This is a genomic window from Chitinolyticbacter albus, from assembly GCF_024437655.1.
Classification (GTDB): domain Bacteria; phylum Pseudomonadota; class Gammaproteobacteria; order Burkholderiales; family Chitinibacteraceae; genus Chitinolyticbacter; species Chitinolyticbacter albus.
This window is the reverse complement of record NZ_JANBVF010000049.1, coordinates 1-26,406: the sequence shown is the minus strand read 5'-3', so window position 1 is coordinate 26,406 and position 26,406 is coordinate 1. Positions and strand designations below refer to the sequence as shown.

The 26,406-nt window shown below is 63.9% G+C and carries 22 protein-coding genes; 14 read left to right on the top strand and 8 right to left on the bottom strand.

Going from position 1 to position 26,406, the window contains the following annotated elements:
- Nucleotides 1-57: 57 nt before the first annotated feature.
- The 3 genes from NLI84_RS17850 to NLI84_RS17840 are packed head-to-tail and all read left to right on the top strand — an operon-like array spanning nucleotide 58 to nucleotide 2,194.
- Nucleotides 58-804 (top strand): amino acid ABC transporter permease, encoded by a 747-nt coding sequence (locus NLI84_RS17850; protein ID WP_255992157.1) that lies wholly within the window; start codon nucleotides 58-60, stop codon nucleotides 802-804.
- Nucleotides 804-1,469 (top strand): amino acid ABC transporter permease, encoded by a 666-nt coding sequence (locus NLI84_RS17845; RefSeq protein WP_255992156.1) that lies wholly within the window; start codon nucleotides 804-806, stop codon nucleotides 1,467-1,469. Before NLI84_RS17850 ends, NLI84_RS17845 begins: the two co-directional genes overlap by 1 nt.
- Nucleotides 1,466-2,194, top strand: a complete 729-nt coding sequence (locus NLI84_RS17840; RefSeq protein ID WP_255992155.1) for an amino acid ABC transporter ATP-binding protein — start codon at nucleotides 1,466-1,468, stop codon at nucleotides 2,192-2,194. Before NLI84_RS17845 ends, NLI84_RS17840 begins: the two co-directional genes overlap by 4 nt.
- A gap of 61 nt (nucleotides 2,195-2,255) precedes the next feature.
- On the opposite strand, the gene NLI84_RS17835 is transcribed toward NLI84_RS17840, so the two are convergent.
- From NLI84_RS17835 to NLI84_RS17815, 5 genes are all read right to left on the bottom strand, one after another.
- Nucleotides 2,256-4,868 (bottom strand): sensor domain-containing phosphodiesterase, encoded by a 2,613-nt coding sequence (locus NLI84_RS17835; protein WP_255992154.1) that lies wholly within the window; start codon nucleotides 4,866-4,868, stop codon nucleotides 2,256-2,258.
- Nucleotides 4,869-5,044: 176 nt separating this feature from the next.
- Nucleotides 5,045-7,333 carry a type I DNA topoisomerase gene (gene topA / locus NLI84_RS17830; RefSeq protein ID WP_255992150.1) on the bottom strand — a complete coding sequence of 763 codons (2,289 nt, stop codon included), beginning with the start codon at nucleotides 7,331-7,333 and terminating at the stop codon, nucleotides 5,045-5,047.
- Nucleotides 7,334-7,435: 102 nt separating this feature from the next.
- Nucleotides 7,436-7,891 (bottom strand): DUF494 family protein, encoded by a 456-nt coding sequence (locus tag NLI84_RS17825; RefSeq protein ID WP_255992149.1) that lies wholly within the window; start codon nucleotides 7,889-7,891, stop codon nucleotides 7,436-7,438.
- 51 nt (nucleotides 7,892-7,942) lie between these two features.
- Complete coding sequence (dprA, locus tag NLI84_RS17820; protein ID WP_255992148.1) at nucleotides 7,943-9,040, bottom strand: DNA-processing protein DprA; 1,098 nt, start codon at nucleotides 9,038-9,040, stop codon at nucleotides 7,943-7,945.
- On the bottom strand, nucleotides 9,037-10,098 hold the full coding sequence (locus tag NLI84_RS17815) for a LysM peptidoglycan-binding domain-containing protein (protein WP_255992147.1): 1,062 nt from the start codon (nucleotides 10,096-10,098) through the stop codon (nucleotides 9,037-9,039). Before NLI84_RS17815 ends, dprA begins: the two co-directional genes overlap by 4 nt.
- Nucleotides 10,099-10,249: 151 nt before the next feature.
- Between NLI84_RS17815 and def the strand changes: the two genes are divergently transcribed.
- The 8 genes from def to NLI84_RS17775 are packed head-to-tail and all read left to right on the top strand — an operon-like array spanning nucleotide 10,250 to nucleotide 19,984.
- Nucleotides 10,250-10,753, top strand: a complete 504-nt coding sequence (gene def / locus NLI84_RS17810; RefSeq protein ID WP_255992146.1) for a peptide deformylase — start codon at nucleotides 10,250-10,252, stop codon at nucleotides 10,751-10,753.
- 50 nt (nucleotides 10,754-10,803) lie between these two features.
- Complete coding sequence (gene fmt / locus NLI84_RS17805; RefSeq protein ID WP_255992144.1) at nucleotides 10,804-11,727, top strand: methionyl-tRNA formyltransferase; 924 nt, start codon at nucleotides 10,804-10,806, stop codon at nucleotides 11,725-11,727.
- 58 nt (nucleotides 11,728-11,785) lie between these two features.
- Nucleotides 11,786-13,075 (top strand): 16S rRNA (cytosine(967)-C(5))-methyltransferase RsmB, encoded by a 1,290-nt coding sequence (gene rsmB / locus NLI84_RS17800; protein ID WP_255992143.1) that lies wholly within the window; start codon nucleotides 11,786-11,788, stop codon nucleotides 13,073-13,075.
- A complete protein-coding gene (locus NLI84_RS17795; protein WP_255992141.1) occupies nucleotides 13,023-13,661 on the top strand; it encodes a DUF4390 domain-containing protein in 639 nt (212 codons plus the stop codon). The genes rsmB and NLI84_RS17795 overlap by 53 nt, the downstream gene beginning before the upstream one ends.
- Nucleotides 13,658-15,793 carry a sensor histidine kinase gene (locus tag NLI84_RS17790; RefSeq protein WP_255992140.1) on the top strand — a complete coding sequence of 712 codons (2,136 nt, stop codon included), beginning with the start codon at nucleotides 13,658-13,660 and terminating at the stop codon, nucleotides 15,791-15,793. Before NLI84_RS17795 ends, NLI84_RS17790 begins: the two co-directional genes overlap by 4 nt.
- A complete protein-coding gene (locus NLI84_RS17785) occupies nucleotides 15,786-17,093 on the top strand; it encodes a sigma-54-dependent transcriptional regulator (protein WP_255992170.1) in 1,308 nt (435 codons plus the stop codon). The genes NLI84_RS17790 and NLI84_RS17785 overlap by 8 nt, the downstream gene beginning before the upstream one ends.
- Nucleotides 17,094-17,105: 12 nt before the next feature.
- Nucleotides 17,106-18,482 carry a Trk system potassium transporter TrkA gene (gene trkA / locus NLI84_RS17780; protein WP_255992139.1) on the top strand — a complete coding sequence of 459 codons (1,377 nt, stop codon included), beginning with the start codon at nucleotides 17,106-17,108 and terminating at the stop codon, nucleotides 18,480-18,482.
- The gene (locus NLI84_RS17775; protein ID WP_255992137.1) at nucleotides 18,482-19,984 is read left to right on the top strand and encodes a TrkH family potassium uptake protein; all 1,503 of its coding nucleotides are present in this window, start codon (nucleotides 18,482-18,484) and stop codon (nucleotides 19,982-19,984) included. The genes trkA and NLI84_RS17775 overlap by 1 nt, the downstream gene beginning before the upstream one ends.
- Before the next feature lie 148 nt (nucleotides 19,985-20,132).
- Here NLI84_RS17775 and NLI84_RS17770 read toward each other — a convergent pair whose 3' ends face one another.
- Nucleotides 20,133-21,107: a GGDEF domain-containing protein gene (locus tag NLI84_RS17770; RefSeq protein ID WP_255992136.1), complete on the bottom strand. Its 975-nt coding sequence runs from the start codon at nucleotides 21,105-21,107 to the stop codon at nucleotides 20,133-20,135.
- Nucleotides 21,108-21,236: 129 nt separating this feature from the next.
- On the opposite strand from NLI84_RS17770, the gene mpl reads away from it, so the two are divergent.
- From mpl to NLI84_RS17755, 3 genes are all read left to right on the top strand, one after another.
- Entirely contained in the window at nucleotides 21,237-22,616 is a 1,380-nt protein-coding gene (mpl, locus tag NLI84_RS17765) for a UDP-N-acetylmuramate:L-alanyl-gamma-D-glutamyl-meso-diaminopimelate ligase (protein ID WP_255992134.1), read from the top strand.
- Between the two features lie 160 nt (nucleotides 22,617-22,776).
- Complete coding sequence (locus NLI84_RS17760; RefSeq protein ID WP_255992133.1) at nucleotides 22,777-23,661, top strand: DUF2167 domain-containing protein; 885 nt, start codon at nucleotides 22,777-22,779, stop codon at nucleotides 23,659-23,661.
- A 218-nt stretch (nucleotides 23,662-23,879) separates the two neighbouring features.
- Entirely contained in the window at nucleotides 23,880-24,440 is a 561-nt protein-coding gene (locus NLI84_RS17755) for a hypothetical protein (RefSeq protein WP_255992132.1), read from the top strand.
- A gap of 44 nt (nucleotides 24,441-24,484) precedes the next feature.
- On the opposite strand, the gene NLI84_RS17750 is transcribed toward NLI84_RS17755, so the two are convergent.
- Nucleotides 24,485-25,273, bottom strand: a complete 789-nt coding sequence (locus NLI84_RS17750; RefSeq protein WP_255992131.1) for a formate/nitrite transporter family protein — start codon at nucleotides 25,271-25,273, stop codon at nucleotides 24,485-24,487.
- Between the two features lie 34 nt (nucleotides 25,274-25,307).
- Complete coding sequence (gene murB / locus NLI84_RS17745; RefSeq protein ID WP_255992130.1) at nucleotides 25,308-26,324, bottom strand: UDP-N-acetylmuramate dehydrogenase; 1,017 nt, start codon at nucleotides 26,322-26,324, stop codon at nucleotides 25,308-25,310.
- Between the last annotated feature and the right edge of the window lie 82 nt (nucleotides 26,325-26,406).

The following is a 26,406-nucleotide window of genomic DNA, read 5'->3' as shown; positions in this document are numbered from 1 at the left end:
GGCCCCCAGAAGGCGTTTCAAACGCCTCGCCTCGACCACGCGGAGGAAGGACCCCTCATGAACTACAACTGGGACTGGCGTGTTTTCTTCAAGCCCACCGGCATCGGCAATGAAATCTACCTCGACTGGTTCGTCACTGGCCTGGGATGGACCATTGCACTGGCCTTGTCGGCCTGGGTGATCGCGCTGCTCTTGGGTAGCCTGCTCGGCGTGATGCGCACGCTGCCTGGGCGCTACGCCGCCCGCATCGCCGGCGCCTATGTTGAGCTGTTCCGCAACGTGCCGCTCTTGGTGCAACTGTTCGTCTGGTACTTCATCGTGCCCGACTGGCTACCCGAGCCCCTGGAAGACTGGTTCAAGCAGGACCTGCACCCGGCCATCAGCGCCTTTATCAGTGTCACCATCTGCCTGGGTCTCTTTACCGCCGCGCGCGTGTGCGAGCAAGTGCGCACCGGCATCCAGGCGCTGCCGCGCGGCCAGGCCATGGCTGCCTATGCGCTGGGCCTGAGCCTGCCGCAGGTCTACCGCCAGGTGCTGCTGCCGCAGGCCTTTCGCATCATCATCCCGCCGCTCACCAGCGAATTTCTCAATGTATTCAAGAATTCGTCGGTCGCGTCCTTGATCGGGCTGATGGAATTACTGGCGCAGACCAAGCAGACCGCCGAATTCACCGCCAACCTGTTCGAAGCGTTCACGCTGGCCACGCTGATCTACTTCACGCTCAACATGGGCCTGATGCTGTTCATGCGCTGGGTGGAAAAACGCGTGCGCGTGCCGGGCCTGATCGCGCTGGGAGGTAAGTAATGGATTTCTCGCCCATCGTTCCCGCCCTGCCCTCGTTGTGGGAAGGCATGTTGCTGACGCTGAAGCTCCTGGCGTTCTCGGTGATCGGCGGCGTCGCGCTCGGCACGGTGCTCGCGCTGGCACGACTCTCCAGCAACAAGGTGCTGAGCCTGCTCGCCGGCTTCTACGTCAACTACTTCCGCTCGATCCCGCTGCTGCTCGTCATCACCTGGTTCTATTTCGTGGTGCCCTTCATCATCGGCTGGATCACCGGCACCAACCAGCCCATCGGCGCGTTCACCTCCTGCCTAGTCGCCTTCATGATGTTCGAGGCCGCCTACTACTGCGAGATCGTGCGCGCCGGCATCCAGGCCATCTCGCGCGGCCAGGTCAATGCGGCGTACGCGCTCGGCATGACCTATGGCCAGACCATGCGGCTGATCATCCTGCCGCAGGCGTTTCGCAAGATGACGCCATTGCTGCTGCAGCAATCGATCATCCTGTTCCAGGACACCTCGCTGGTCTATGCCGTCGGGCTCATGGACTTTCTCAACAGTGCGCGCTCGCAGGGCGACATCACCGGCAATCTGCACGAATTCCTGCTGTTCGCCGGGCTTATCTATTTCATCATCAGTTTCGGCGCCTCGACCCTGGTCAAGCGCCTGCAGAAGAGGTTGACCGTATGATCGCGATCGAAAACGTCAGCAAGTGGTATGGCGATTTCCAGGTACTGACCGACTGCACCACCGCCGTCCAGAAGGGCGAAGTGGTCGTCGTCTGTGGGCCGTCGGGCTCGGGCAAGTCCACGCTGATCAAGTGTGTAAACGGGCTGGAACCGTTCCAGTCCGGCAAGATACTGATCGACGGCACCTCGGTGGGCGATGCCAAAACCGACTTGCCCAAACTGCGTAGCCGCGTCGGCATGGTGTTCCAGCACTTCGAACTGTTCCCGCATCTGTCGATCATCAACAACCTGACCCTTGCCCAGGTCCAGGTGTTGGGCCGCAGTGTGGAGGGCGCAAGGCAGAAGGGCCTGGCGCTGCTCGAGCGCGTCGGCCTCTCGGCTCACGCCACCAAGTTCCCCGGCCAGCTCTCCGGCGGCCAGCAGCAACGTGTCGCCATCGCCCGCGCGCTGGCGATGGACCCGATCGCCATGCTGTTCGACGAGCCGACTTCTGCGCTCGACCCCGAAATGATCAACGAGGTGCTCGACGTGATGGTCGAGCTCGCGCACGAAGGCATGACCATGATGGTCGTCACCCACGAGATGGGCTTCGCCCGCAAGGTGGCCGATCGGGTGATCTTCATGGATCGCGGCGCCATCGTCGAGGACGCGAAGAAGGACGATTTCTTCGGCAGCCCCAGGAGCGAGCGGGCACAGGCTTTCCTTTCCAAGATCCTGTCGCACTGATCGGGCTCCCTGCCAAACAAAAACCCGCCGTCGGCGGGTTTTTGTTTGGGCGGCATGCCGCTCAGATCTTGCCCGACAACCCCAGCCGCATCCAGAGCTCGGCGACGCCCGCCGGCACCGGCTCGCTGAAATGGAAGCCCTGCAGATACTGCACGCCGAGGCCCTGCAGGAAACGCGCCGTTTCCAGGTTCTCCACGCCTTCGACCACGATATCGAGATCGAGCCCGTGCGAGAGCTGGACGATGGCCTGCATCACGCGGCGACCCTCATCGGTATGCAGCCGCTGCGTGAACGAGACATCCACCTTGAGCAGCTGTGCCGGCATCTCGTGCAATTGCGACAGCGAGGAGTAGCCCGTGCCGAAATCGTCGATCGCCAGCTGGAAGCCAGCGGCGCCCAAGAGCTTGAGATGCTTGAGCTGGCGCGAGTAGTCGGTGAGCGCCACCGATTCGGTGATCTCGATGATCACGTCGGACGGGCGCAGCCGGAACTCGTTCAGCCGATCGACGAGGTTGGATACGAAGCGCGGCGCGAACAGCTGGCTGCGCGATACATTGAGCATCAGCTTCTGCGCCAAACCCGCATCCCGCCATTCGCGCAGCTTGCAGAAGGCCTGCTGCGTCACGACCTCCGACAGCTCCTGGATCAGGCCGACCTTCTCCGCCATCGGGATAAACAGTTCCGGACTGATCCAGCCGCTCTTGTCGTCCTGCCAGCGCGCCAGCGCCTCGATGGCGAACACATCGCCGCCCTTGGCGCGCACAATGGGCTGGTAGTACACCTGCAGGCCGCCCAGGCGGATCGCGTCGGAGAGCCGCGACTGGATCGCCACGTGCTCGCGGCCCAAAGCCTTGAGGTGCAGGATGTCGCTGTAGAAACAGGCGTTGTTCCGGCCCGCATTCTTGGCGTGATACATGGTGTGATCGGCCGCAGTGAGCAGCTCCTCACTCGATTCGGCGTTGTCCGGAAACACCGCGAAGCCGACGCTGATCGTGGGCTTGGCTTCCATGCCATCGAGCACCACGCCCTCGCGCGCGGCTTGGCGCAGCCGCTCGGCGATGTCGGACAGCCGTGCGGTATCGGTCAGATCGGGCAACAGCACCACGAACTCGTCGCCGCCCCAACGCGCCAAGAGATCGTTGTCGCGCAACACTCCCTTGAGGCGGGTCGCAAGCTTGACCAGCAGCTCGTCGCCCATCTTGTGGCCGAACGCGTCGTTGATCTGCTTGAAGTGATCCAGATCGATGAAGCCCAGCGCCACCTTGGTATCGTCGCGACGCGCGCGATCGATCGCATGCGCCAGGGCCTGGTCGAGCATCAGCCGGTTGGGTAGTTTTGTCAGATTATCGTAATGTGCCAGCTGCGTGATGTGCTGCTCGTTCAGGTGAGCGACGGTCACATCACGCATCACGCCACGCACGCCATGGCAGCTGCCGTCCGGGCCGCGCTGCGCGATTAGGCGCGCTTCCACCCACACGAACTCGCCTTTCTCCTGCATCAGCCGTACGCGCAGGCTGCTGGCTTCGTTGCTTTTCAGCAGTTTGGCCAATACCTCGGCCATGGCCGGCTGGTCTTCCGGATGCACCCAGGTCGACAAGATCTTGCCCAGATCCTGCTGCGGATTGCGCGCATCGAGCCGGCGCAAGCTGGCCCAGGCCGGCGTCGCCTCGATCAGCTCTCCGGCGGGGTTCAGATCGATGATCGCTTCATCCAGCAGATTGAGCGTATCGAGCATGGTCTTCTTGCGCGCCGCATCCTGCGCCAGCTCGGTCACGTCGTGCACCAGTACCACGACGCGCGGCTCGCCAACCGTCACCGGCTGCAGTCGCAAATGCAGCCATACACCGCGCTGTGGCAGCGCGCATTGCAGCGTCACGCTGCGCCCGCTTGCCAGCGCTTCCGGAATGGCAGGCGTCAGCACATGCACCATCTCGGGCGGCAGCACCAGCGAAATCTGCCGGCCATTGATAGTCTCGGCACTCGGCAACGCCGGGTGGCCGGACCAGACCTGACGCACCACGCCTTCCGGGCTCAGCTCGAACACCATGTCCTCGGTGGCGCCAACGAGGGCGCGCAGCCGCTGCTGGTTGGCGAGCAGATCGTCCTCGACATGCAACCGGACCAGCGCCTGCGCCACATGGTTGCCGAGCATGGACAATAGCTTGAGCTCGGTCGAGCTGCGCACGCGGCGCTCGTCGTCGTCGAGGAACGAAAGAAAGCCGAACAACTCGCCGCGGTTCAGCAAGGGAATGCAGAGGATGCGCCGGGCGCCGATCTGCGCCAGCAGCATCTGCTCGGCCAGCGGCAGCTCCAGCAGCGATTTGTTGAGCACCATGCCGACGGCCAGCGTATCGGACAGCATGGCGTAGCTGGCGTACTCGAGCAGTTTGAGCGGCGCTGGTGTAACGGCGGCAAGCCGGGTTGCGGGATCACGCCAAGCGGCGATCATGCGTGCCGCCGAGCCGTCCGGCACATTGAGGTAGAGGCTGACGACGTTGGCACGGGTGATATCGGCCAGCGCGGCCATGGCATCGGCGATACCCGATGCGTCGTCGCGTGCCAACAGACGCGCTACAACACTGTCGAAAGCGTCGAAATAGGCGTGATACAGGCCCAGCTCGCGCTGCGCAACGAATTGTGCGTCGTCGGTTGCCATCCATTCCGGCTTGGCCATGATTCCCCCAGAAGCCGGTGCGTGATCGACGCCCTGGCAAAAACGCCGTGCCAGCTCAAAGCTGGCCCAGCGTTGTAAGTTTCCGCCCGATGGTTGTCGGGGTCAACCCTCGTTTGGCGGCGCGCTGACACACAGTACCTGCGCATCGCCGAACGGACGGCCGCGACGACGCGCGGTCATTCCTTGGGTGCTGGCGGCTCGATCACCTCGGACCAACCACATTCCTTCTGCGGGCACTTCTTTTCCACGCCACGGCGCTTGGTGGTCTTGATGGTGAGCACCGGCCACTTGCATTGCGGGCAGGCTTCGGCGATTGGCGGGTCCCACGTGGCGTAGTTGCACTTGGGATAGGTGCTGCACGAATAGAACAACTTGCCATAGCGGCTCTTCTTCTCACGCAGCGTGCCCTTTTGGCATTGCGGGCATTCGACGCCGGTATCCTTGGGCGGCTCCAAAGGCTCGATATGCTTGCACTTCGGGTAGGCGGAACAGCCAATGAACTTGCCGTAGCGCCCCTGCTTGATGTGCAGCACCGAGCCGCACTCGGGGCAACTGCGGCCTTCGACCACCTCGGGCTCGAGCGGGGCGGTCGCGGCATCGTCGTTCAGATTACGCGTGTAATCGCACTCCGGATACGTCGTACAGCCGATGAAGCGGCCGCGCTTGCCCAGGCGAATCGCGAGCTTGTTGCCGCACTTGGGGCAATCCTCGTCGAGCTCTTCCTGCGTGACTTCCTTGCGCGACAGGCCCTGCTTCTCCACCACCGTGTCGTAGAAGCGTTTCCAGAACTCGTCGAGCACCGGCACCCACTCGCGCGAACCGTTGGAAATCTCGTCGAGCCGGTCTTCCATCTTGGCGGTGAAGTTGTAGTCGACATATTGCGTGAAGTGCTCGGTGAGGAACTTGTTCACCACTTCACCGGTATCGGTGGGAATGAAGCGCTTCTTGTCGAGATCGACGTACTCGCGATCCTTCAACGTCTTGATGATGGAGGCATAGGTGGACGGCCGACCGATGCCGAACTCTTCCAGCGCCTTCACCAGGCTGGCTTCCGAATAGCGCGGCGGCGGCTGCGTGTAGTGCTGCTCGCCGAATACCTTGTCGATGGGGAGCGCCTCGCCTTCTTCCAGCGCCGGCAGACGGGCTTCGTCCTCTTCGTCCGGCTCCACGTCGTCGGCGTCTTCCTGGTAGACCGCGATAAAGCCGGGGAACACCAGCGTCTGGCCGCTGGCGCGGAACACGCCCTCGCCCACCGCGATGTCGACGCCAACGGTGTCGAACTTGGCCGGCGCCATCTGGCAGGCCAGCGTGCGCTTCCAGATCATCTGATAGAGCTTGAACTGGTCCGGGCTCAGAAAGGTCTTGATCGATTCGGGCGTGCGGCCGATGGCGGTGGGGCGCACCGCCTCGTGCGCTTCCTGCGCGTTCTTCGATTTGTTCTTGTAGACCACCGGCGCGCTCGGCAGGTAGTCCTTGTCGAAATTGCTGCCGATGTACTCGCGAATATCGGCGAGCGCCTCGTTCGACAGCGCCACCGCATCGGTACGCATATAGGTGATCAGACCGACCGTTTCGCCGCCGACGTTGATACCCTCGTACAGCTGCTGCGCGGTGCGCATCACGCGGTCGGTCGTCATGCCTAGCTTGCGCACGCCTTCCTGCTGCAGTGTCGAGGTGGTGAACGGCGCGGCCGGGCTGCGCGACTTCTTCTTCTTCTCGACGCGGGTGACGCGCGCGTCCTGCCCGGCCAAGCCCTTGACGATGTCGGCCTGCGCCGCATCGTTCGGGATGTCGAACTGATCGAGTTTCTTGCCTTGCCACTCGGTGAGCTTGGCACCGAACTTCTGCCGGCCCTTGTGGCTATCGAGATGGACGGTCCAGTACTCCCGGGTCTGGAACGCGCGGATCTCGATCTCGCGCTCACAGATCAGGCGTAGCGCCGGGCTCTGCACCCGGCCGGCGGAAAGACCCGAGCGCACCTTGCGCCACAGCAGCGGCGACAGGTTGAAGCCCACTAGGTAATCGAGCGCGCTGCGCGCCTGCTGCGCGTTGACCAGGTTGTTGTCGATGTCGCGCGGGTTGGCCACCGCTTGCTTCACTGCCGATTCGGTAATCTCGTGAAATACCACGCGCTTGAAGGTCTTTTCGGGCGTGAGCAGCTTCTTGCCCTTGAGGATTTCCAGGATGTGCCAGGAAATCGCCTCGCCTTCGCGGTCCGGATCGGAAGCGAGATAGACGTGGTCGGCCTGCTTGACCGCATCGCAAATGGCGTCGACATGCTTCTTGTTCTTGTCGATCACCTGGTACTTCATCTTGAAGTCGTGCTCGGTGTCGACCGAGCCGTCCTTGCGTACCAGCCCGCGTACGTGACCGTAGGAAGCGAGGATCTGGAAATCCTTGCCCAGGTACTTTTGCAGGGTCTTGGCCTTGGACGGCGACTCAACGATCAGGAGATTGGCGGGCATGGGGGAGTTCGCGAGTGATGGCGCTTTATTAATTAGGGGTGGAACTGCGGCTGCGCAAGCGGAGGAATGTTTCCGGTCGCACCCGCCTGGTCCTGCATTTAGTCAGTGCAGCGTGGCGCCGTCGCGCCCGAACAGGATGTCCTCGATCAACAGCACGGCACCATCCCGGCGCTTGTGCCATGCGACCATCAACACCCAGTGCTTCAATTGCTCAATGCTGCAGACGGTCAGCGCCGCGGCGCGTACGCGGTCGAGCACCAGCTCGGTCTGGGCGGCATCCAAGGCACCCGCATGCGCCAAACCATACCAGTAGCGCAGCGCTTCCGGGCTCATTGCAGCGATTTCCTGCGGATGCAACTGGCGCGCCAGGTGGCGCCCTGCCAACGCGGCATAGGGGCCGTCGTCGAGTCGGGCCAGATCGCCAAGCCAGGCCATCGCCTCGCCGATCTCGTCGTCCTCGAAGCCCGCGTCGGCCAGCTCGCTCGCGAGCTTGGGCACGTCGGGCATGCCCTCGGCGTGGAAAAAGACCTGAAAAAGGTAAGCAAGTACATCCAGCATCGTGATATTCGGGGTGATGACACCAAAGCAAAAAACCATCCCGCAGGATGGTCAGGCCTGTCGCTGATAGCGACCTCCTGGCAAGGTGGTGACGGCCCCCGCCATTTCCAAGCCCAGCAGAATTGCGCAGAGCGCATCCGCAGTCAAGCCGCAGCGCACGAGCAGCGTATCGAAGTCGACCGGATCATAACCGGCCACATCCAGTACCGAACGCTCGATTTCGCCCAGCGGCAGTACCGGGTCCGCGCGTACCGGCCGGCAGGCCGCGTCGTGCCAACCCAGTTCGGACAGGATATCGTCCGCCGACTCGACGAGCTTAGCGCCGTCCTTGATCAGGCGATGACAGCCGCGCGCCACCGGCGAATGAATGGATCCGGGAATGGCGAATACTTCGCGCCCCAGGTCGGCGGCCTGACGGGCGGTAATGAGCGAGCCACTGCCCAGCGCGGCTTCGACCACCAGCACCCCCCGGGTCAATGCGGCAATCAACCGGTTGCGACGTGGAAAGTGCTCGGCCTTCGGCGGCGTGCCGAGGACGAACTCCGAAATCATCAAGCCATGCTCGGCAATCTCGTGCGCCAGCGATACATTGCCCGCCGGGTAGACGCGATCGAGGCCGGTGCCAACGACCGCAATGGTCGATCCTACCTCCTTGAGCGCCCCGCGATGCGCGGCTGCGTCGATGCCGGCGGCGAGGCCACTGACCACGGTCAAGCCGCCCGCGCTCATGCTCTGGGCGAAGGCACTCGCATGCTCCAGCCCCTGCGGGGTGGCATTGCGGCTGCCGACCACCGCGAGTGCTGCAGCGGACAACAAATCGACGCGCCCCTTGCAGAACAGCAGCGGCGGCGCATCGGGCAGATCAAGCAGCGATCGCGGATAGTCGTCGTCGGCCAGCGTGATCAAATGATTGCCCGGCTCGGCCAGCCACGCCAGATGCCGCGCGACCGCGTCGTCCTCTCCGCCTTCGGCCACCGCCTTGAAACCGCGGATCAGGCCATGGTCCAGATGCGCGGACAGCGCCTGCTCGGAAGCAAAAAGCGCGGCTTCGGGGCTTCCGAAACCGCGCAGCAGGGCGAGCTGGCGCCGGGCACCGACGCCGGGCACCAGCGCGAAACGCAGCCAGTGCCCGAGATCAGCCTCGTTCATTCGGGAGAACGAACCTCGTCCGCCACGTTGATCGGCAGGGTGCTGTTCATCACCAGGCCATACGAAATCTCCGGGAACACACGGTAAATAAAGACGTTGCCGCTCTTCTCACCCGGTGTGTAGCGGTCCGGCTCATCCACGGTTTCCTTCTTGATCAGGCGCGGCGCCTTGTACGCCTCCATCACGCTACCGATGTCCAGGCCATCAACGCTGCCGCGGTTGATCACGATGGTGGTGTACTGCCCCGCCTCGGCCACGCCGCCATACGCCGAAACCACCTTGCCAAGCACGGTCTGCGACGGTGCATGCGGGGTGAAGTTCATGAAGGGCTGGTCCTCCGCCCGCAGCAGGCGACTACCTACCGCCACTTCTTCACGGTTGCCGATGATGTGCATGGTCGAGACATCGCCCGGGACATCCAGCGTCGCATCACCCAGATAATCGACTTCGTTGCCGATGATGCGCTTGCCCTCGGGATCGTCCGGATCGATCAGCGGACGGCCCGGACGGAAGATGTGCCAGGTGCTGCCGATTTCACCGGCGAGCCCAACGGCGTAGACCTTGTCGCCTGCGGTGAAATAGACGCGGTCATCGGGGCCGGCGGCAATGCGCGGCGCGGCTTGCATCTCGACCGGATCGATCACCAGCGGGCGATTGAGGAAAGGCTTGATCGCGCGGAACGGAATGCTGGGCGCAGCATCGCCAGCCAGCGATTCGATGCGGGTGCGCGGGCCCAGCTTGAGCACGCCGCTGGTGCGGCCATTGTTCTTGCTGTCGCGCAGCAGGCGCAGCCGCGGCTGCGCGCCGGAGCGATCGAGCACGATCACGTCACCGGGGTAGATCCAGTGCGGATTCTTGATTTCTTCCTTGTTGAGCTGCCAGATTTCAGGCCAGCGCCAGGGTTTCTGCAGGAATTTTCCTGATATATCCCACAAGGTGTCGCCCTTGACGACCACGTAGCGATCCGGTGCGTTTTCCTGCAGCGCCAGCGTATCGGCGTACACGGAACCAACGCAGCCGCTGATCACCAAAAGTAGGGATATAATCTTTTTTCGCATGGCGACGCTCATTGATTATTGTTGCCGGCACGGCCGGTGGACGGGGCTGCAATGCGTGGAGCACGAATGCGCACGATACTGAAGCCGCTGCGGTAGCCCTGAATTACCGCCATTTGATTCTGCATATATTCTTTTTTCGCCGCAAGCTAACATGGCCCTACTCAATATCCTGCAATATCCCGACGAACGCCTGCATACAGTCGCCAAACCGGTCACCGTATTCGACGATACGCTGCAAAAGCTGATCAACGATATGGCTGAGACGATGTACGAGGCGCCGGGCATCGGTCTGGCGGCCACACAAGTGAATGAACATATCCGCCTGATCGTCATCGACCTGTCGGAAGAACGCAACAATCTGCTGGTGCTGATCAATCCCGAAATCGTCGAGATGGACGGCAAGACCACCTACGAGGAAGGCTGTTTGTCGGTGCCCGGCATCTACGAAGAGGTCGAGCGCGCCGACCACATCAAGGTACAGGCCCTCGATCGCAATGGCCAGCCATTCGAAATCAGCACCGGTGAGCTCCTCGCGATCTGTATCCAGCATGAGATAGATCACCTGGATGGCAAGGTCTTTGTCGAGAAACTCTCGCGGCTGAAGCTGCAGCGCATCGTGCAGAAGTTGAAGAAGAACCAGCGCAAGACCATGTGATCAACCAAGAAGGGGGCGCAAAGCCCCCTTCTCCATCCGGTGGCCCGTCCATGAAACTGATTTTTGCCGGCACCCCCGATTTCGCCGCCAGCGCCCTCGCCGCCCTGATCGCGGCAGGTCACGAGATCGTGCTGGTGCTCACCCAGCCGGATCGCCCTGCCGGCCGTGGCATGAAGCTGACCGCATCGCCGGTCAAGCAGCTGGCCGAGCAGCACGGACTGCCGGTCTACCAACCGGAAAAACTGCGCTCGCCCGAACAACAGGCGCCACTGGTCGCCATTGATGCAGACGTGATGATCGTCGCCGCCTACGGCCTGATCCTGCCGCAGGCGGTACTGGACCTGCCGCGCCTGGGTTGCCTCAATATCCACGCCTCGCTGCTGCCGCGCTGGCGTGGTGCGGCCCCCATCCAGCGCGCCATCGCCGCTGGGGACTTGGAGACCGGTATCACCATCATGCAGATGGACGCCGGGCTCGATACCGGCGACATGCTGTCCATCCACCGCACGACTATCACCACCGACGATACCGCGCAGACACTGCACGACAAGCTCGCCGCGCAAGGCGCTGCGGCCATCGTCGCGGCGCTGGCCGATCTGCCTGCCTTGCAGGCGACCAGGCAAAAGCAGCCGGCCGAGGGCGTCACCTACGCCGAGAAGCTGAAGAAGGAAGAAGCGCAGATCGACTGGCGCCTGCCAGCAACCGAGATCGACCGCACGATCCGTGCGTTCAACCCCTTTCCATCCGCCCAGACACTGCTGGATGGCACCCCGCTCAAGATCTGGACGGCCCGCACGACAGCGGGCACCGGGGAAGCCGGCACGGTGCTTGCCTGCGGCAAGGATGGCATCGTCGTCGCCTGCGGCGCGGGCGCGCTATCGATCGCCGAGCTGCAAAAAGCGGGCGCGAAGCGCGTGGATGCAGCCGCCTTCCTGGCGGGAAACCCGCTCGCCGTCGGCAGCCGGCTGGGTTAGTTTAGTTGTCCTATTACTTGCTCATGCGACCCACGTCGCGCCGGCCCAAGGCTCAACCATGTATCTGACTCAAAAACTGGCAAGCCAGGCGCTCGGCCAGGTCCTGGCGGGCCGCACGCTGACCGATGCCCTCGCCGCGATCTGGCAAGGCCAGCCCGACCTGCGCCCGCAACAACGCGGCGCCATCCAGGATCTGTGCTACGGCTCCTTGCGCCACCTGGGCCTGCTCGAACACGTGCTCGGCCAGTTGCTGCGCAAGCCCTTGTTCGAGGACGAGCTGCGCATGCTGCTCCTGGTGTCGCTCTACCAGCTGCATTTCACGCGTGCCGCGCCCTATAGCGTGGTCGACCATGCGGTCAAGGTAGCAACCCATGTCGGCAGCGGCGGCGGCAAGGGCCTCGTCAATGCCATCCTGCGCAACTTCCTGCGCAGCAAGGACACGCTACTGGGCAACGCCAACCGCACCGAACGCGGACTCTGGTCGCATCCGCAGTGGTGGATCAACGCCCTGCGCGACGCCTACCCGAAGCGCTGGCAGGCCATATTGTCGGCCAGCAACCTGCACCCGCCGTTGACGCTGCGGGTGAATCGCCGGCGCGAGACCGTCGACAACTACCTCAAGCGCCTGGCCGAGGCCGGCATTGCCGCGAGCCCGCTTGGCGAGGCCGCCATCAATATCCACCGCCCGATCGGCATCGACCAGTTGCCCGGCTTCCTGGACGGCGACGTATCGGTGCAGGACTGGGGCGCGCAACGCGCGGCGCTGTTGCTTGACGTCAAGGATGGCCTGCGCGTGCTCGATGCGTGCGCGGCGCCCGGCGGCAAGACCGGCCACATCCTGGAGCTGGCCGATGTGGCGCTGACCGCCATCGATAGCGACGCGAAGCGACTTTCGCGCGTGCATGACAACCTCAAGCGGCTCCAGCTCTCGGCCACGCTGGTTGCGGGCGACGCCAGCAATCCGGCGCTGTGGTGGGACGGCACGCCGTTCGACCGGGTGCTGGCCGACGTGCCCTGTTCGGCCACCGGCGTGGTGCGGCGCAATCCGGACATCAAGTGGCTGCGGCGCCCCGAGGATTTCGTCGGTTATTCCCGCCAGCAAGCCGAAATGATCGATGCGCTGTGGGCGCTCGTGGCGCCGGGGGGCAAACTCCTCTATGCTACGTGCTCCATCTTTCCGGCCGAGAACGCCGAGCAAGCCACGGCCTTCGCGGCACGGCATGCCGATGCGCAGCGCTTGCCGCTGCCAGGCGGCCTGCCCGACGATGGTCAGCTACTGCCCACGCCCGAGCACGATGGCTTTTTCTACGCCCTTTTCGAGAAGATCACCGCCCAGCCTGCTGGCTAGCCTTGTCGCGCTCGTGCTGGCCTGGGTGCTGTGCATTCCGGCGAGCGCGCAAGAGCCTGGCATCCGGGTGCGCGACGCCAGCTTCGACTACGCGGGCGACCATATCGAGCTCGCAGCGCGCTTCGACGTCACGCTCAAGCCCGGGCTGGAAGATGCGCTTGCCAACGGCTTCACGCTGCCCTTCAGCTACGAATTCCAGCTCACCCGGCCCCGGGCCTATGCGTGGTGGAAGAGCGTCGCCAACTGGTTCGACCCTACCGCCCAACTCAACTACCGGCTGTCCTATCACAACCTGTCGCGCCAGTACCGCCTGCACCTGGGCAGCTTTTATCGCAGCTTCGCCACGCTGTCCGACGCATTGACCGCGCTCGGCGTGGTACGCAACTGGGAAGTGCTCGTCGGCAGCGATCTGGCCCGCGACAAGGAGCCGCTCTCCGGCCGGGTGCGGCTGCGGCTCGACGTCTCGCAACTGCCCAAGCCGCTGCAGCTCTCCGCGATGGGCAAGGACGACTGGGTATTGTCCTCCCCCTGGATCGAGCTCAAGCGCGGCGAAGTGGCTCCGCAAGCGCTGGAGGACGCGCCATGAGACGCGCGCTCATCATCGTCGCTTCGCTTGGCACCATCTTGCTGTTCCTGCTGGCCACCGCGGCCGGCAAGACCTCGACCTTCGCCGATTACTACGACGAGCTGCTGATCCTCAACGCGCTGCTGCTGGCCGGCCTGCTGTTCCTTGTCGGTGCGCGGCTGTGGGAGCTGGTGCGCAAGGTGCGCGCCAAGGTGTTCGGCTCCAGGCTCACGCTGCGCATGGTGCTGATGTTCGCCCTCGTCGCTGTGCTGCCTGGCACGCTGGTGTACACGCTGTCGGTACAGTTCCTCAACAAGTCGATCGAGAACTGGTTCGATGTTCGCGTCGACAACGCGCTCGACCGCGGCCTTAATCTGGGTCACAACGCGATCGACTACCAGCTCACCGACTTGTCGCGCAAGGCGCGGGTCGTCGCGCTCGACATCCACGACGACCGTGGCACCGAACTGCTCAATCGGCTGACACGCTACCGCGAACAGCTGGGCGTGCAGGAAATCTCGGTGTTCGACGATTCGGGCAATACCATCGCCCACATCGGTAACGAAAACGCCGGGTTGTTTCCAGATCTGCCCGATCGCAACAGCCTGCGCAGTGCCAGTAATGAATCGCTGAAGCGGCTGGAAGCGGTGTCGGGCGGTGCGCTGACTATGCGCGTGATCGTGCCGATCACCGGCGCGCGCTGGGGCAGCAAGCAACGGCTGCTGCAGATCATCCAGCCGGTGCCGGAACAACTGGCTGCCGACGCCGAACTGGTGGAACAGGTACGCAGCGACTACAAGCAGCTATCCCAGTCGCGCAGCGGCCTCAAGCTGGTCTACACGCTGACGCTGACGCTGGCCCTGCTGATGGCACTCCTGGGCGCGCTTGCGCTCGCCATCTACCTGTCCGACCGGATCGCGGCACCGCTTTCCATGCTGGCACGCGCCACCCGCGCGGTGGCTTCGGGCGATTTCACGCAGCAGCAGCCCGTAATCAGCCGCGACGAGCTCGGCATCCTCACCCAGTCGTTCAATCGCATGACGCGTCAGCTTGCCGATGCCCGCGCCTCGCTGGAACTGCACCAGACCGAGCAGGCCGCGGCCAACGCTTACCGGCAGGCCATTCTGGGCTCGCTCTCCGCCGGCGTGCTGTCATTCGACGAGCACTGGCAGCTCGCCTCCAGCAACCAGAGCGCGCAGCGCATCCTCGGCATCGATCCGGCCGCGCTCTCCGGCCTGGTGCTGGAACAATGGCCGGAACGCTACCCGGCGCTCGCCGGTTTCTGTGACACCATCGCCGCCGGCTTCGCGCAGGACGACGAGCACTGGCAGCGCCAGGTGGAGATCGTCGACACCCGGGCATTGAACGTGCGTGGCACGCCGCTGTGGGTGGAGGATATCGAGCAGCGTCGCGGTTTCCTCGTGGTGTTCGACGACATCACCGAGCTGATTTCCGCGCAGCGCGATGCCGCCTGGGGCGAAGTGGCCCGGCGACTGGCACACGAGATCAAGAACCCGCTCACGCCGATCCAGCTTTCGGCCGAGCGGCTGGAATTCAAGCTCGCCGACAAGCTCGACCCAGCCGGCGCCGAGTTGCTCACCCGCAATACGCAGAATATCGTCAAGCAGGTGCAGGCGCTCAAGCAGATGGTCGACGCGTTCCGCGACTACGCGCGCCAACCCACCGGCAAGAAGAAACCGCTCGATCTGCAGCAACTGCTCAGCGACGTACTGGTACTCTACGAGGCAGCCCCGGTCACTCGCATCGACCAGGCCCACGCGCCGCTCGCCATCGAGGGCGACGCGACCCATCTGCGGCAGGTGATCCACAACCTGCTGCAGAATGCGCAAGACGCCTTACAGGGCTGCGAGCCGAGGGACGGTAGCCTGCAAATTTGCGTGCGCACCGAGAAAGCCGATAAATTTGCCCGGCTCACGGTGGAAGATAACGGATGCGGTTTCCAGGCCGACATCCTGGCTCGGGCATTCGAGCCTTACGTCAGTACCAAGCAAAAGGGGACGGGTTTGGGGCTGGCAATCGTGAAAAAAATCATCGAAGAGCACCGGGGCCGGATTACCGCCGGTAACCGGGAAGAAGGCGGCGCTTTCGTACGGATAGAACTGCCGCTCATGGAGGGATGTGAAGTTGCATAGTCAGGATATTTTGGTCGTCGACGACGAAATCGGTATACGCGAGCTGTTGTCGGAGATCCTGCAGGACGAGGGATACAGCGTCGCGCTGGCGGAAAACGCCGAAAAGGCGCGCCAGCTGCGCAATCTGGCCCAGCCTCGGCTGGTGCTGCTCGATATCTGGATGCCCGATACCGATGGCGTCACACTGCTGAAGGAGTGGGCCCGCAATGGCCAGCTCACGATGCCGGTGGTGATGATGTCGGGCCATGCCACCATTGATACCGCGGTCGAAGCCACCCGCATCGGCGCGCTCGATTTCCTCGAAAAGCCCATCGGCCTGCAAAAACTGCTGACCGCGGTCAAGCGCGCGCTGATCCAGCCCGTCGTCGACCATCGCTCCGCCGCGCCCACGCTGGCACGACTGGGCGAGGCCGAGGCGATCAAGGAACTGGCGATTGCGCTCGACGTGGCATCCGCCGCCGATGGCGCGGCCATCCTGCTGGTTGGCTCACCCGGCGTCGGCTTCGAGCACTGCGCGCGCTACCTCACGCCGCCGGGCCGCCCCTTCGTCGCGCCACTGTCGAACGAAGACTACGTGACCGCGCCGCAAGAGCTCGCGACCAAGGCTGCGGGCGGCACGCTGTTTCTGCGCGACCTGGCTTATCTCGACCGCCGCGCGCAGGCCGGGCTCAAGAGCGTGCTCGCCAAGCTTGAGCGCAACAAGGTGCGCCTGGTTTCCGCGTCCAGCCGCCCGCTCGACGCGCTGGCTGGCAGCGTCGACCCGGAACTGCTGAAGGCGTTGTCGCAGCTGATCGTGCCGGTGCCGTCGCTCGCCGAACACCGTGAGGACATCCCGCGCATCGCCGAGGCCCTGCTGACGGAGGCGGTCACCACCAACAAGCTGGGGCCGCGCCGCTTCAGCAACGCCGCGCTGCAGCTCCTGGCGCGCCAGGAATGGCCGGGCAATCTCGACGAGCTCGCCAACGTGGTCAAGAGCTTGGCGCTGACCGGGCGCGACGGCGAGATCGATCTCGCCCCGGTGTCGCGCATCCTGTCGCAGTTCACCCCAGGCGGCGTGGCACCCGCGCTGCCGACCTCGGGCGACAGCGGCGCGCCATCCAGCGTCGATCTGGACCTGCCGTTGCGTGAAGCGCGCGACCAGTTCGAGAAATACTATCTGGAACGCCAGATCGAGCTGTCCGGCGGCAATATGAGTCGGGTTGCCGAGCGCATCGGCCTGGAGCGTACCCACCTCTACCGCAAGCTCAAGCAACTGGGCATCACCATGCCGAAGAAACAACGGCCCGCGGAAGAAAGCTAAGGCAGGCGCGCCGTGGCCAACATCCTCATCCTCGGCGCCGGGCGGGTTGGCAGCTCGGTCGCCGAACAACTAGTCCACGAGCGCTACAACGTCACCCTGGTCGATGAGAATCCGGCCAACCTCAAGCCATTGCAGGACAAGCTCGATCTGCGCACGGTCGTCGGCCACGCCACAAGCCCGGTCACGCTGGAAGCCGCCGGCGTGCGCGATGCTGACCTGTTGCTCGCCGTCACCCCCAGCGACGAGCTCAATCTCGTCGCCTGCAAGATCGCGCAACAGCTCTATAACGTGCCGACGCGCCTCGCCCGCATCCGCAACCAGGATCTGCTCACACACGACGCGTTGCTGGGCGATGCGGGCTTCGGCGTCGACCATGTGATCACCCCGGCGCAGATTGTCACCGACTACCTGGCGGCACTGGTGCGCACGCCCGAGGCCTTGCAGGTGCTCGATTTCGCGGGCGGCCGTGCCCAACTGGTCGTGGTGCGCGTCGACGAGAACGCCGCCATGGCCGGCAAGCGGCTGGGCCAGCTCGATGAACTGCTGCCCGATATCGACCGCCGCATCGTCGGCATCTATCGCCGCAATCGCTACATCTACCCCGATGGCGACACCCCACTCGAAGTCGGCGATGAAGTCTTCGCCCTCGCCGCGCGCAAACACATCCGCGCGGTGATCGGCGCGCTGCATGGCGAGAAACGGCGGGTGCGCCGCATCACCATCGCCGGTGGCGGCAATGTCGGCTACCGACTCGCGGCCGAACTCGCCGGCGAAGCCCAGATCAAGCTGATCGAAACCAATCGCGCTCGCGCCGCCTGGCTGGCCGAGGCGCTGCCCGGCGTACTTGTGCTGGCCGGCGAAGCCACCGACGAGGCCTTGCTCGAAACCGAGCAGATCGAGCGTGCCGACCTCTACCTCGCGCTGACCAGCGACGACGAGGACAACATCATGTCGGGCCTCCTGGCCAAGCAGATGGGCGCGAAGAAGGTGATCGCCATCATCAACCGTTCGCGCTACGTCGGCCTGCTGCAGGGTAGCCGGATCGACGTGGCCATCTCGCCAGCGCAGGCCACCATAGGCTCGTTGCTCGCCTTCGTGCGCCAGGGTGACATCGTCGCGGCGCACAGCCTGCGTCGCGGCACCGCCGAGGCACTGGAAATCGTCGCGCACGGCAGCCGCAGCACCTCGCGCATCGTCGGGCGCAGCGTGGCCGAGCTGCGCCTGCCTGCCGGCATCTATTTCGCCGCAGTCGTGCGCGGCGACGAGGTGCTGATCCTGCACCACGACACGGTGATCGCAGCCGACGACCACGTGATCGTGTTCATCGACAACAAGCGGCGCATCCGCGAAGTCGAGCAGATGTTCGCAGTCAAGCTCGGCTTTTTCTGATGGCCCGCGAGGCGTACGTCCAGTCGACCATACGCAGCGTGCCCTATCGTGTGCTGCCCACGGTCAATGTGCTCGCCCGCGTCGCGGCCATTTTTTCGCTCAGCATGCTGCTGCCCATCGCGGTGGCCTGGCAGGGCAACGACGCCGGGCTGATGCCCTTCGTTCAAGCGCTGGGCGCGCTGCTGCTTGCCAGCGTCGTCGTCATCGCCGCCACGCAGCGCTTTCAGCGCGAACTCGGTGCCCGGGACGGCTTCGTGCTGGTGGTCGGGCTGTGGACCGCGCTGCCCGCCGCCGCCGCCGTACCCCTGCTGCTGTACCGGCCCGAGCTCGGTTACAGCTATGCCTATTTCGAGGCGATGTCCGGGTTGACCACCACCGGCGCCACCGCCCTGAGCGGCCTCGACCAGCTGCCCGCCTCGATCAATCTGTGGCGCCACCTGCTGAACTGGCTGGGCGGCATGGGGATACTGGTGCTGGCCGTGGCCATCCTGCCGCTGCTCGGCGTCGGCGGCATGCAGCTGTTCAAGGCCGAGACGCCGGGGCCGATCAAGGACGCCAAGCTCACGCCGCGCATCCGCGAAACGGCGCGCAATCTCTGGCTGATCTACGCCGCACTGACGTTGGCGTGCGCGCTGCTGCTGCACTACGCCGGGGGCATGGGATTATTCGATGCGGCCTGCCACGCCATGTCGGCACTCAGCCTTGGCGGTTTCTCCACGCATGATGCCAATGTCGGCCACTTCGATTCAGCGCTGGTCGAAGCCATCCTGATCGTGTTCATGCTGATCGCCGCGACCAACTTCGCCACGCACTACCTGGCACTGGCCGGGCGCCGGCTTTCGGTTTACTGGCGTGATTCCGAGTTCAAGGCCATGCTGCTGCTCGTCATCACCAGCACGCTGCTGCTGGCCTTCGTGCCATGGCTGCACGCAGTCTATCCGGACTACGGCATGGCGCTGCGCCATGTGGCTTTCAATCTGGTGTCGGTTGCCACCGGTTCAGGCTTTGCCAGCGCCGATTTCGGCCAGTGGCCCATCGTGGTGCCGCTCGCCATGCTGTTCCTGTCCGGCATCACCGCCTGCGCCGGTTCGACCGGCGGCGGCATCAAGATGATCCGCGCGCTGGTGCTGATCCGCGAGGCCAGCCGCCAGTTCACCACCTTGCTGCACCCCAGTGCGGTGCGGCCGCTGAGAGTGAATGGCATTTCGCTGTCCGGCCAAGTGGTGTTTGCCGTGCTCGGCTTTATCTTTCTCTACTTCATGAGCATCACCGTGCTCACCTTCACGCTGCTGCTGTCTGGCCTGGATTTCATTTCCAGCCTCACCGCCATCGTCGCCTGCATCAACAACGCAGGTCCTGGCCTGGGCGTGATCGGCCCGGCGTCCAACTACGGCGTGCTGAGCGAGTTCCAGGTCTGGGTCTGCTCGTTTGCCATGCTGCTGGGCCGGCTGGAAGTGTTCTCGGTGCTGGTGCTCTTCACCCCGGCCTTCTGGCGCAGCTGAAACCAGTTGGCACCCGCCCTTCGGCGGCGCCCGAGCCACACCGGGCTTAGCCGCGTCGACGAACGAGTTCACTGGCAATTTCGTTTCCGAGTGACCAGCGCCGCCGTGCGCAAAGAACCACAGGTGGTGGCCAGGCGAGGCAGTGGAGCTACTCGGCGACTTCTACGCGGCCACGGCCGGAATGCTTGGCCCGATAGAGTGCCTCGTCGGCGCGCAGCACCAGCGCCCGGCCGTTTTCCTCGGCGCCAAGCAGGGCCACGCCCGACGAGAAACTGACGTCGATGCGCTGGGTGTGGTGCATGAACGGCGTCTTGCCGGCCACCAGCCGCATCCGGTCGACCACGAAGCGCGCGCCGTTGAGATCGGTTTCCGGCAATAGCAGCAGGAACTCCTCGCCACCGTAGCGCACCAGCATGTCGCTTTCGCGTAGCACCGCGCGGGCGAGGTTGGCCACATGCACGAGCACCTGGTCGCCCACCATATGGCCGAAACGATCGTTGATCTGCTTGAAGTCGTCGAGGTCGAACAGCACCACCGACAGCTTGCCGCCGCTACGCTGCGCGCGCTTCACTTCGCGTACCAGCAGATGATCGAGCCCCTGCCGGTTCAGCGTTCCGGTCAGCGCATCCTGCTCCAACAGCTTGCGGTTGAAGGAGAGGTCTTCCTCGATCCGCTTGACCGAATCGCGGATGGTCGAGATGTCTTCGTGCGAGGCCGATACCGTGGCGTGCAAGGTATGCGTGGAGCTGATGATGTCCTCGAGCAGGTCTTCCATCGTGGCGCGAGTCTGCTCGACAGCCACGGACGCCTCGAAGCCGGTGCGCCGCGTATGCTGCAGATGCCCCAGGCTCACGGCCATGTTCTGCCCGCTTTCGGACAGCGATTCGAGCAGGCTGGCCGTGGTATCGACCGCCTCGGCCAGCGCGTCGTCGAGCTTGCACAACACCTGCCAGGCATGCTGCAGTTCGTCACTGCTCTTGCTCTCTGGCGACTTGATGGTGACGATGGCGTTGTAGAATTGCGCGTAATTTTCCGGCGTGGGCGCCAGGCCGCGTTCTGCCAGACGCTTGAGCGCAATGCGCGCGATTTCCACCGGATTGACCGACGGCGTAGGAGACGTCATGGAGGCGAGGGTCTGTTGTAATGTTGGATGACAGAAAACAAGCGTTCGATTCTACGCAAGCCCCCTAACTGCGCCAAGCATTACCGATTGATTAATAAGTCTTTCATCATCTCAACTGAATTCTCCCCTATGCACATCCATATCCTCGGCATTTGCGGCACTTTCATGGGCGGAGTCGCCGCGCTGGCCCGCGCCGCCGGCCATACCGTCACCGGTTGCGACGCCGGCGTCTATCCACCGATGTCCACGCAACTTGAAGCGCTCGGCATCGAATTGATCGAAGGCTGGGATGTCAGCCAGCTCGACCTTGCGCCCGATCTTTTCGTCATCGGCAATGTGGTGCGGCGCGGTAACCCGCTGATGGAGGAGATCCTCAACCGCGGCCTGCCCTACACCAGCGGGCCCGAGTGGCTGCGCGACCATATCCTGGCCGGGCGCTGGGTGCTGGCCGTGGCCGGTACGCACGGCAAGACCACCACCAGCGCGATGCTGGCATGGATCCTGGAAGACGCTGGCCTCGCACCCGGTTTTCTGGTCGGCGGCGTGCCGGAGAACTTCGGGATCAGCGCGCGCCTACCCGGCACGCCACGCCAGGATCCGGCCAGCGTCTCGCCCTTTTTTGTGATCGAAGCCGACGAATACGACACCGCCTTTTTCGACAAGCGCAGCAAGTTCGTTCACTACCGGCCACGCACCGCCATCCTCAACAACCTCGAATTCGACCACGCCGACATTTTCGCCGACCTTGGAGCGATCGAAACCCAGTTCCACCACCTGGTGCGCACCGTGCCCGGCAGTGGCCGGCTGATCGTCAATGGCCGCGAAGAGAGCCTCGCCCGGGTGCTGGAGCGCGGCAGCTGGAGCGAGGTGGAGCGCTTCGGCGCTGCGGCCGGCTGGCAGATCGGCACGCGCCACGACGATGGCTTCGAGGTACTGCTGGACGGCGCACCGCAAGGCCGCCTGCGCTGGAGCCTGCTCGGCGAGCACAATGCCCTCAACGCCATCGCCGCGATCGCCGCCGCGCGCCACGTCGGCGTCACGCCCGAAGTCGCCATCGCTGCATTGTCGCGTTTCGAGAACGTGAAGCGCCGCATGGAGGTGAAAGGCGTCGCCGCTGGCGTGACCGTCTATGACGACTTTGCCCACCACCCCACCGCCATCGCCACCACGGTGGCCGGCCTGCGCCACAAGGTCGGAACCGCCCGTATCCTGGCGGTGCTCGAACCGCGTTCCAACACCATGAAGCTGGGCACGATGAAAGAAGCGCTCGCCGCCTCGCTCGCCGATGCCGACCTCACGTTTTGCTACAACGGCAACCTCGGCTGGAACCCGGCCGAGGCGCTGGCGCCGCTGGGCGCACGGGCACAGACGCACGACGACCTCGATGCCCTGGTCACGGCGATCACGGCTGCGGCGCAAGCTGGAGACCATGTGCTGGTGATGAGCAATGGTGGCTTTGGCGGCATCCACGGGAAGTTACTGACAGTCCTCGCCCGCCAAGCCGCGTAGCGTGACAGCACCGCCGCTCGCCCCACGGCGGTCGCTGACCAAATAATTGGTAAAAAGTTTCTATCTAAGAAAGATTTTTTTTGACAGCAGGCATGGAATCTCCGAACAATCGATGACAAATCATCGAGGCACCGTCGTGCACGTACTCAGGGGGAAAACCATGAAAACAGGTCTGTTCCAACTCGCTATCGCTGCCCTGGCGAGCTCGTTCTGTCTGACTCAACCCGCGCGCGCGACTGAGCAATCGGCAATCGACGAGGTCTACTCCGCTGCCTCGAAGGCAGCGCAACACGGACCGGCACACGTGGTGCTGGCCGACCAGGCCGTGCTCGACCTGCCCAAAGGCTATGCCTTCGTGCCCAAGGCCGAGGCGGCGCGCATGCTCGATGCAATGGGCAATGTGCCCGGAGACGACCTGCTCGGGATGGTGCTGCCCGAGGCCGAAGGCGCGAACTGGTTCATCGACATTAGCTTTGAGCGCGCCGGCTACATCAAGGATGACGACGCCAAGGACTGGGATGCCAGCGAACTGCTTGCCAACCTCAAGGAAGGTACCGAGGAAGGCAATAAGCTGCGGCACGAACGCGGCATCGCCGAGTTCGAGGTGATCGGCTGGGTGGAAAAGCCGGCCTATAACGCCGGCAGCCACCAGTTGGTCTGGGCCGCCAATATCCGCAACAAGGATGCGAAAGCCGGCGACGAGCAGAGCGTGAACTACAACACCTACGCACTGGGCCGTGAAGGCTACATCAGCATGAACCTGGTGACCGGCATGAATACCGTGGAAGCGGAGAAGCCCGAGGCGCAGCAACTGCTGGCCGCCCTCGCCTTCAACGACGGCAAGCGCTACCAGGACTTCAATGCCGATACCGACCACGTGGCCGAGTATGGCCTTGCTGCACTGGTCGCCGGCGTCGGCGCCAAGAAGCTCGGCCTGCTTGCGGTGATCGGCGCCTTTTTCGCCAAGTCATTCAAGTTGATCGCACTGGGCGCCATCGGGCTATTCGCCGCAGGCAGACGCTTCTTCGGCAACAAGGACGCATAAGCGCAAGACGCGGGCGGCCACCCACGCTGCCTCATCACCACCCGACTCGCTCAGGCTCCGGCGCCACGCCGGAGCGCTATCGGCCCGCACTGGCAGTCGTGTCTTGGCAATAAGCCACGAAAGCGTCGACGACACGCGCGAGCAGTTGTTCACCGAGTCACAACGAATGATTTGACATACCGCCCGACTTATCTGCGGGGAGTACCAGAGAGGAAAACATGAAGAAAGTGATATCCGCTATTGCGATGATGGCTGGCTTGTCCGCCTGCAATACACTGACATACCAGTTGCGGGACTACACCCCGCCCAAGGACGGCGAGCTCGCTCGTCTACGCGTTTTATCGACGGGCGTCGTTCGATTGATACCGGAGTCCAGCTGCATCAATGCATCGCTCGGAGACACTGGCATCGTAGCGAACGGGAATATGACCATCTTCACCAAAGCCCACAATGGCGCCAGCCTGGGCATGCCCAGCAGCACGGCCCCCAAGCCTGACGTTGTGAGCGCCGAAGTCTATATCCGAGCAAACAAGCCACTGGTACTGGACTTCGCGGATAGCGTTGGCACCGGTTTTTCGCAAACGGGAGGTCTGACCCTGGCTCACTCTTTGGCATGTGGAACCTCCGTCACATTTACACCCCTTCCCGGGCAGGACTACGAGGCCTACACGGCCTTTGAGAGTCTGGGAAAGAGTGGATATTGCGTCATTGTGGTCAAGAACCTGAACAACCCAGCCGAGAGCGTGCCAACTCAACGGATAAAAAGCTGCTCGAAGTAGCCCTTCCCGTCACCACCAGACGGGTGCCCAGGCTTCAGCGCCACTTAATCAGGCGCGGCGCGCTTGGCCGGCATGTCATCCGGGTTCAGGTAGGCGAAGGGCAGCCCGAGCAGTACGACACCGCCGACGATATTGCCCAGCGTGCTGTAGAGCAGGTTATGCCAGGCATCGGCATAGCCTATGCTCCCCTGCCCCAGTAGCGAGATGGCGAACGTCCCCATATTGGCGATCGAGTGTTCAAAACCAAGATAAAGGAACATGAACACGACCAGCAGCATGATCACGATCTTGGCAATGTCCTCCTTGCAGCGCAGCGCCAACCGCACCGCGAGGCACACGACCCAGTTGGCGAGGATGCCCTTGAAGAAGATCAGCTGTGCCGACTGATGCGCCTTGTGTGCCGCTCCCTCGTATAGCGCGTGTCCGGCGGGCAAGGCATCGATGGCACCGGCGCCCAGCAGCAAGCCAGCGACGACGACGACCCCGGCCAGATTGCCCAGATAGCACACGCACCAGAGCACGGCCGTCTGCCACCAGCTCGTCTTGCCCTCGGCGCTCGACACCGTCAGGTAGAGGGTGTTGCTGGTAAAGAGCTCGGTATGGGTAAACACGATGATGGTCAGCCCCACGCCGAAAAACAGCGATGCCACCACCTTGCCCCAAGGGCTGCCTTGCAGGTTCTGCACCAGCGCCCAATAGGTGAACACCGTGATGGTCAGGTACATGCCTGCCAGCACCGCGCGCAGCATATAGCGGCGCGGGTCGGTCTGCAGCAGCGTGAGCTTGCTCAGGCCGCTGTTGGCGGCCTTTTCAACGTGATTGCGATCGAACATGGATGACTCCTTGTTGCCCGCCGTGCACAGACTGCTACCACCAGACCGGTTCGGCCTCCAGCGCCACGCCGAAGCGCTGCTGCACCTCGGCCTGCACCGCCTGCGTGAGTGCGGCAACGTCGTTGCGCACCGCCCCCCCATGGTTCACCAGCACCAGCGCCTGACGCTCATACATGCCTACCGGCCCCAGGCGACGGCCCTTCCAGCCGGCCTGCTCGATCAGCCAGCCGGCCGCGAGCTTGCAGCGCCCCTCGCCTGCCGGATATGAAACCAGTGCCGGGTGCTCGGCGAGCAAGGCATCGCGCTGGGCGGCCAGGACGATGGGATTCTTGAAGAAGCTGCCTGCATTGCCGATCACCGCGGGGTCCGGCAGCTTGCGGCGACGCACATTGATCACCGCCTGCGCCACGCCTTGCGGCGTGCGCGGCAACGCAGCCGCGCCAAGCTCGGCCTCGATATCACCGTAGACGGTATGCAGCGTCACTGCCTTGGGCAGGCGGAACACCACTTCGCCGATCAGCCAGCGCCCGGCCTCGCCCTGCTTGAAGATGCTGTCACGATAGGCGAAGCGGCAATCGGCGTTGCGAAATACCCGTCGCTCGCCATCGGCAAGCGCATAGGCCGTCAGCTCGAACAGCGTGTCCTTGACCTCGACGCCATAGGCGCCGATGTTCTGGATCGGCGCGGCCCCGACGGTGCCCGGGATCAGCGACAGGTTCTCGAGCCCCGCCAGGCCCTGCGCCAGCGTCCATTGCACGAAGTCGTGCCAGTTCTCGCCGCCGCCCGCGGCCACGTAGACCGCCTGCTCGTCCTCGCCGACGATGCGCCGCCCAAGCAGCGCCACGCGCAGCGTCAATCCTTCCACCACCTCGGGCAGCACCAGATTGCTGCCACCACCCAGTAGCCGCCATGGCATCACCGCGAGCTGGGTATCGGCCCGCAACGCGGTCAGATCGCTCACTTCGGTGATCTCGGCGTAGTGCGCGGCACGGGCGGCAAGCCCCAGCGTATTGCGCGGCGTGAGATCAATATCGGTGAGGACTTGCGGCATGGAGAACTCCGGAGAAAGCGCGATTATCGGCGATCCGACAGTCCCGCGCATCGGCGCCAGGCAAGAAAAAACCGGCACGGTG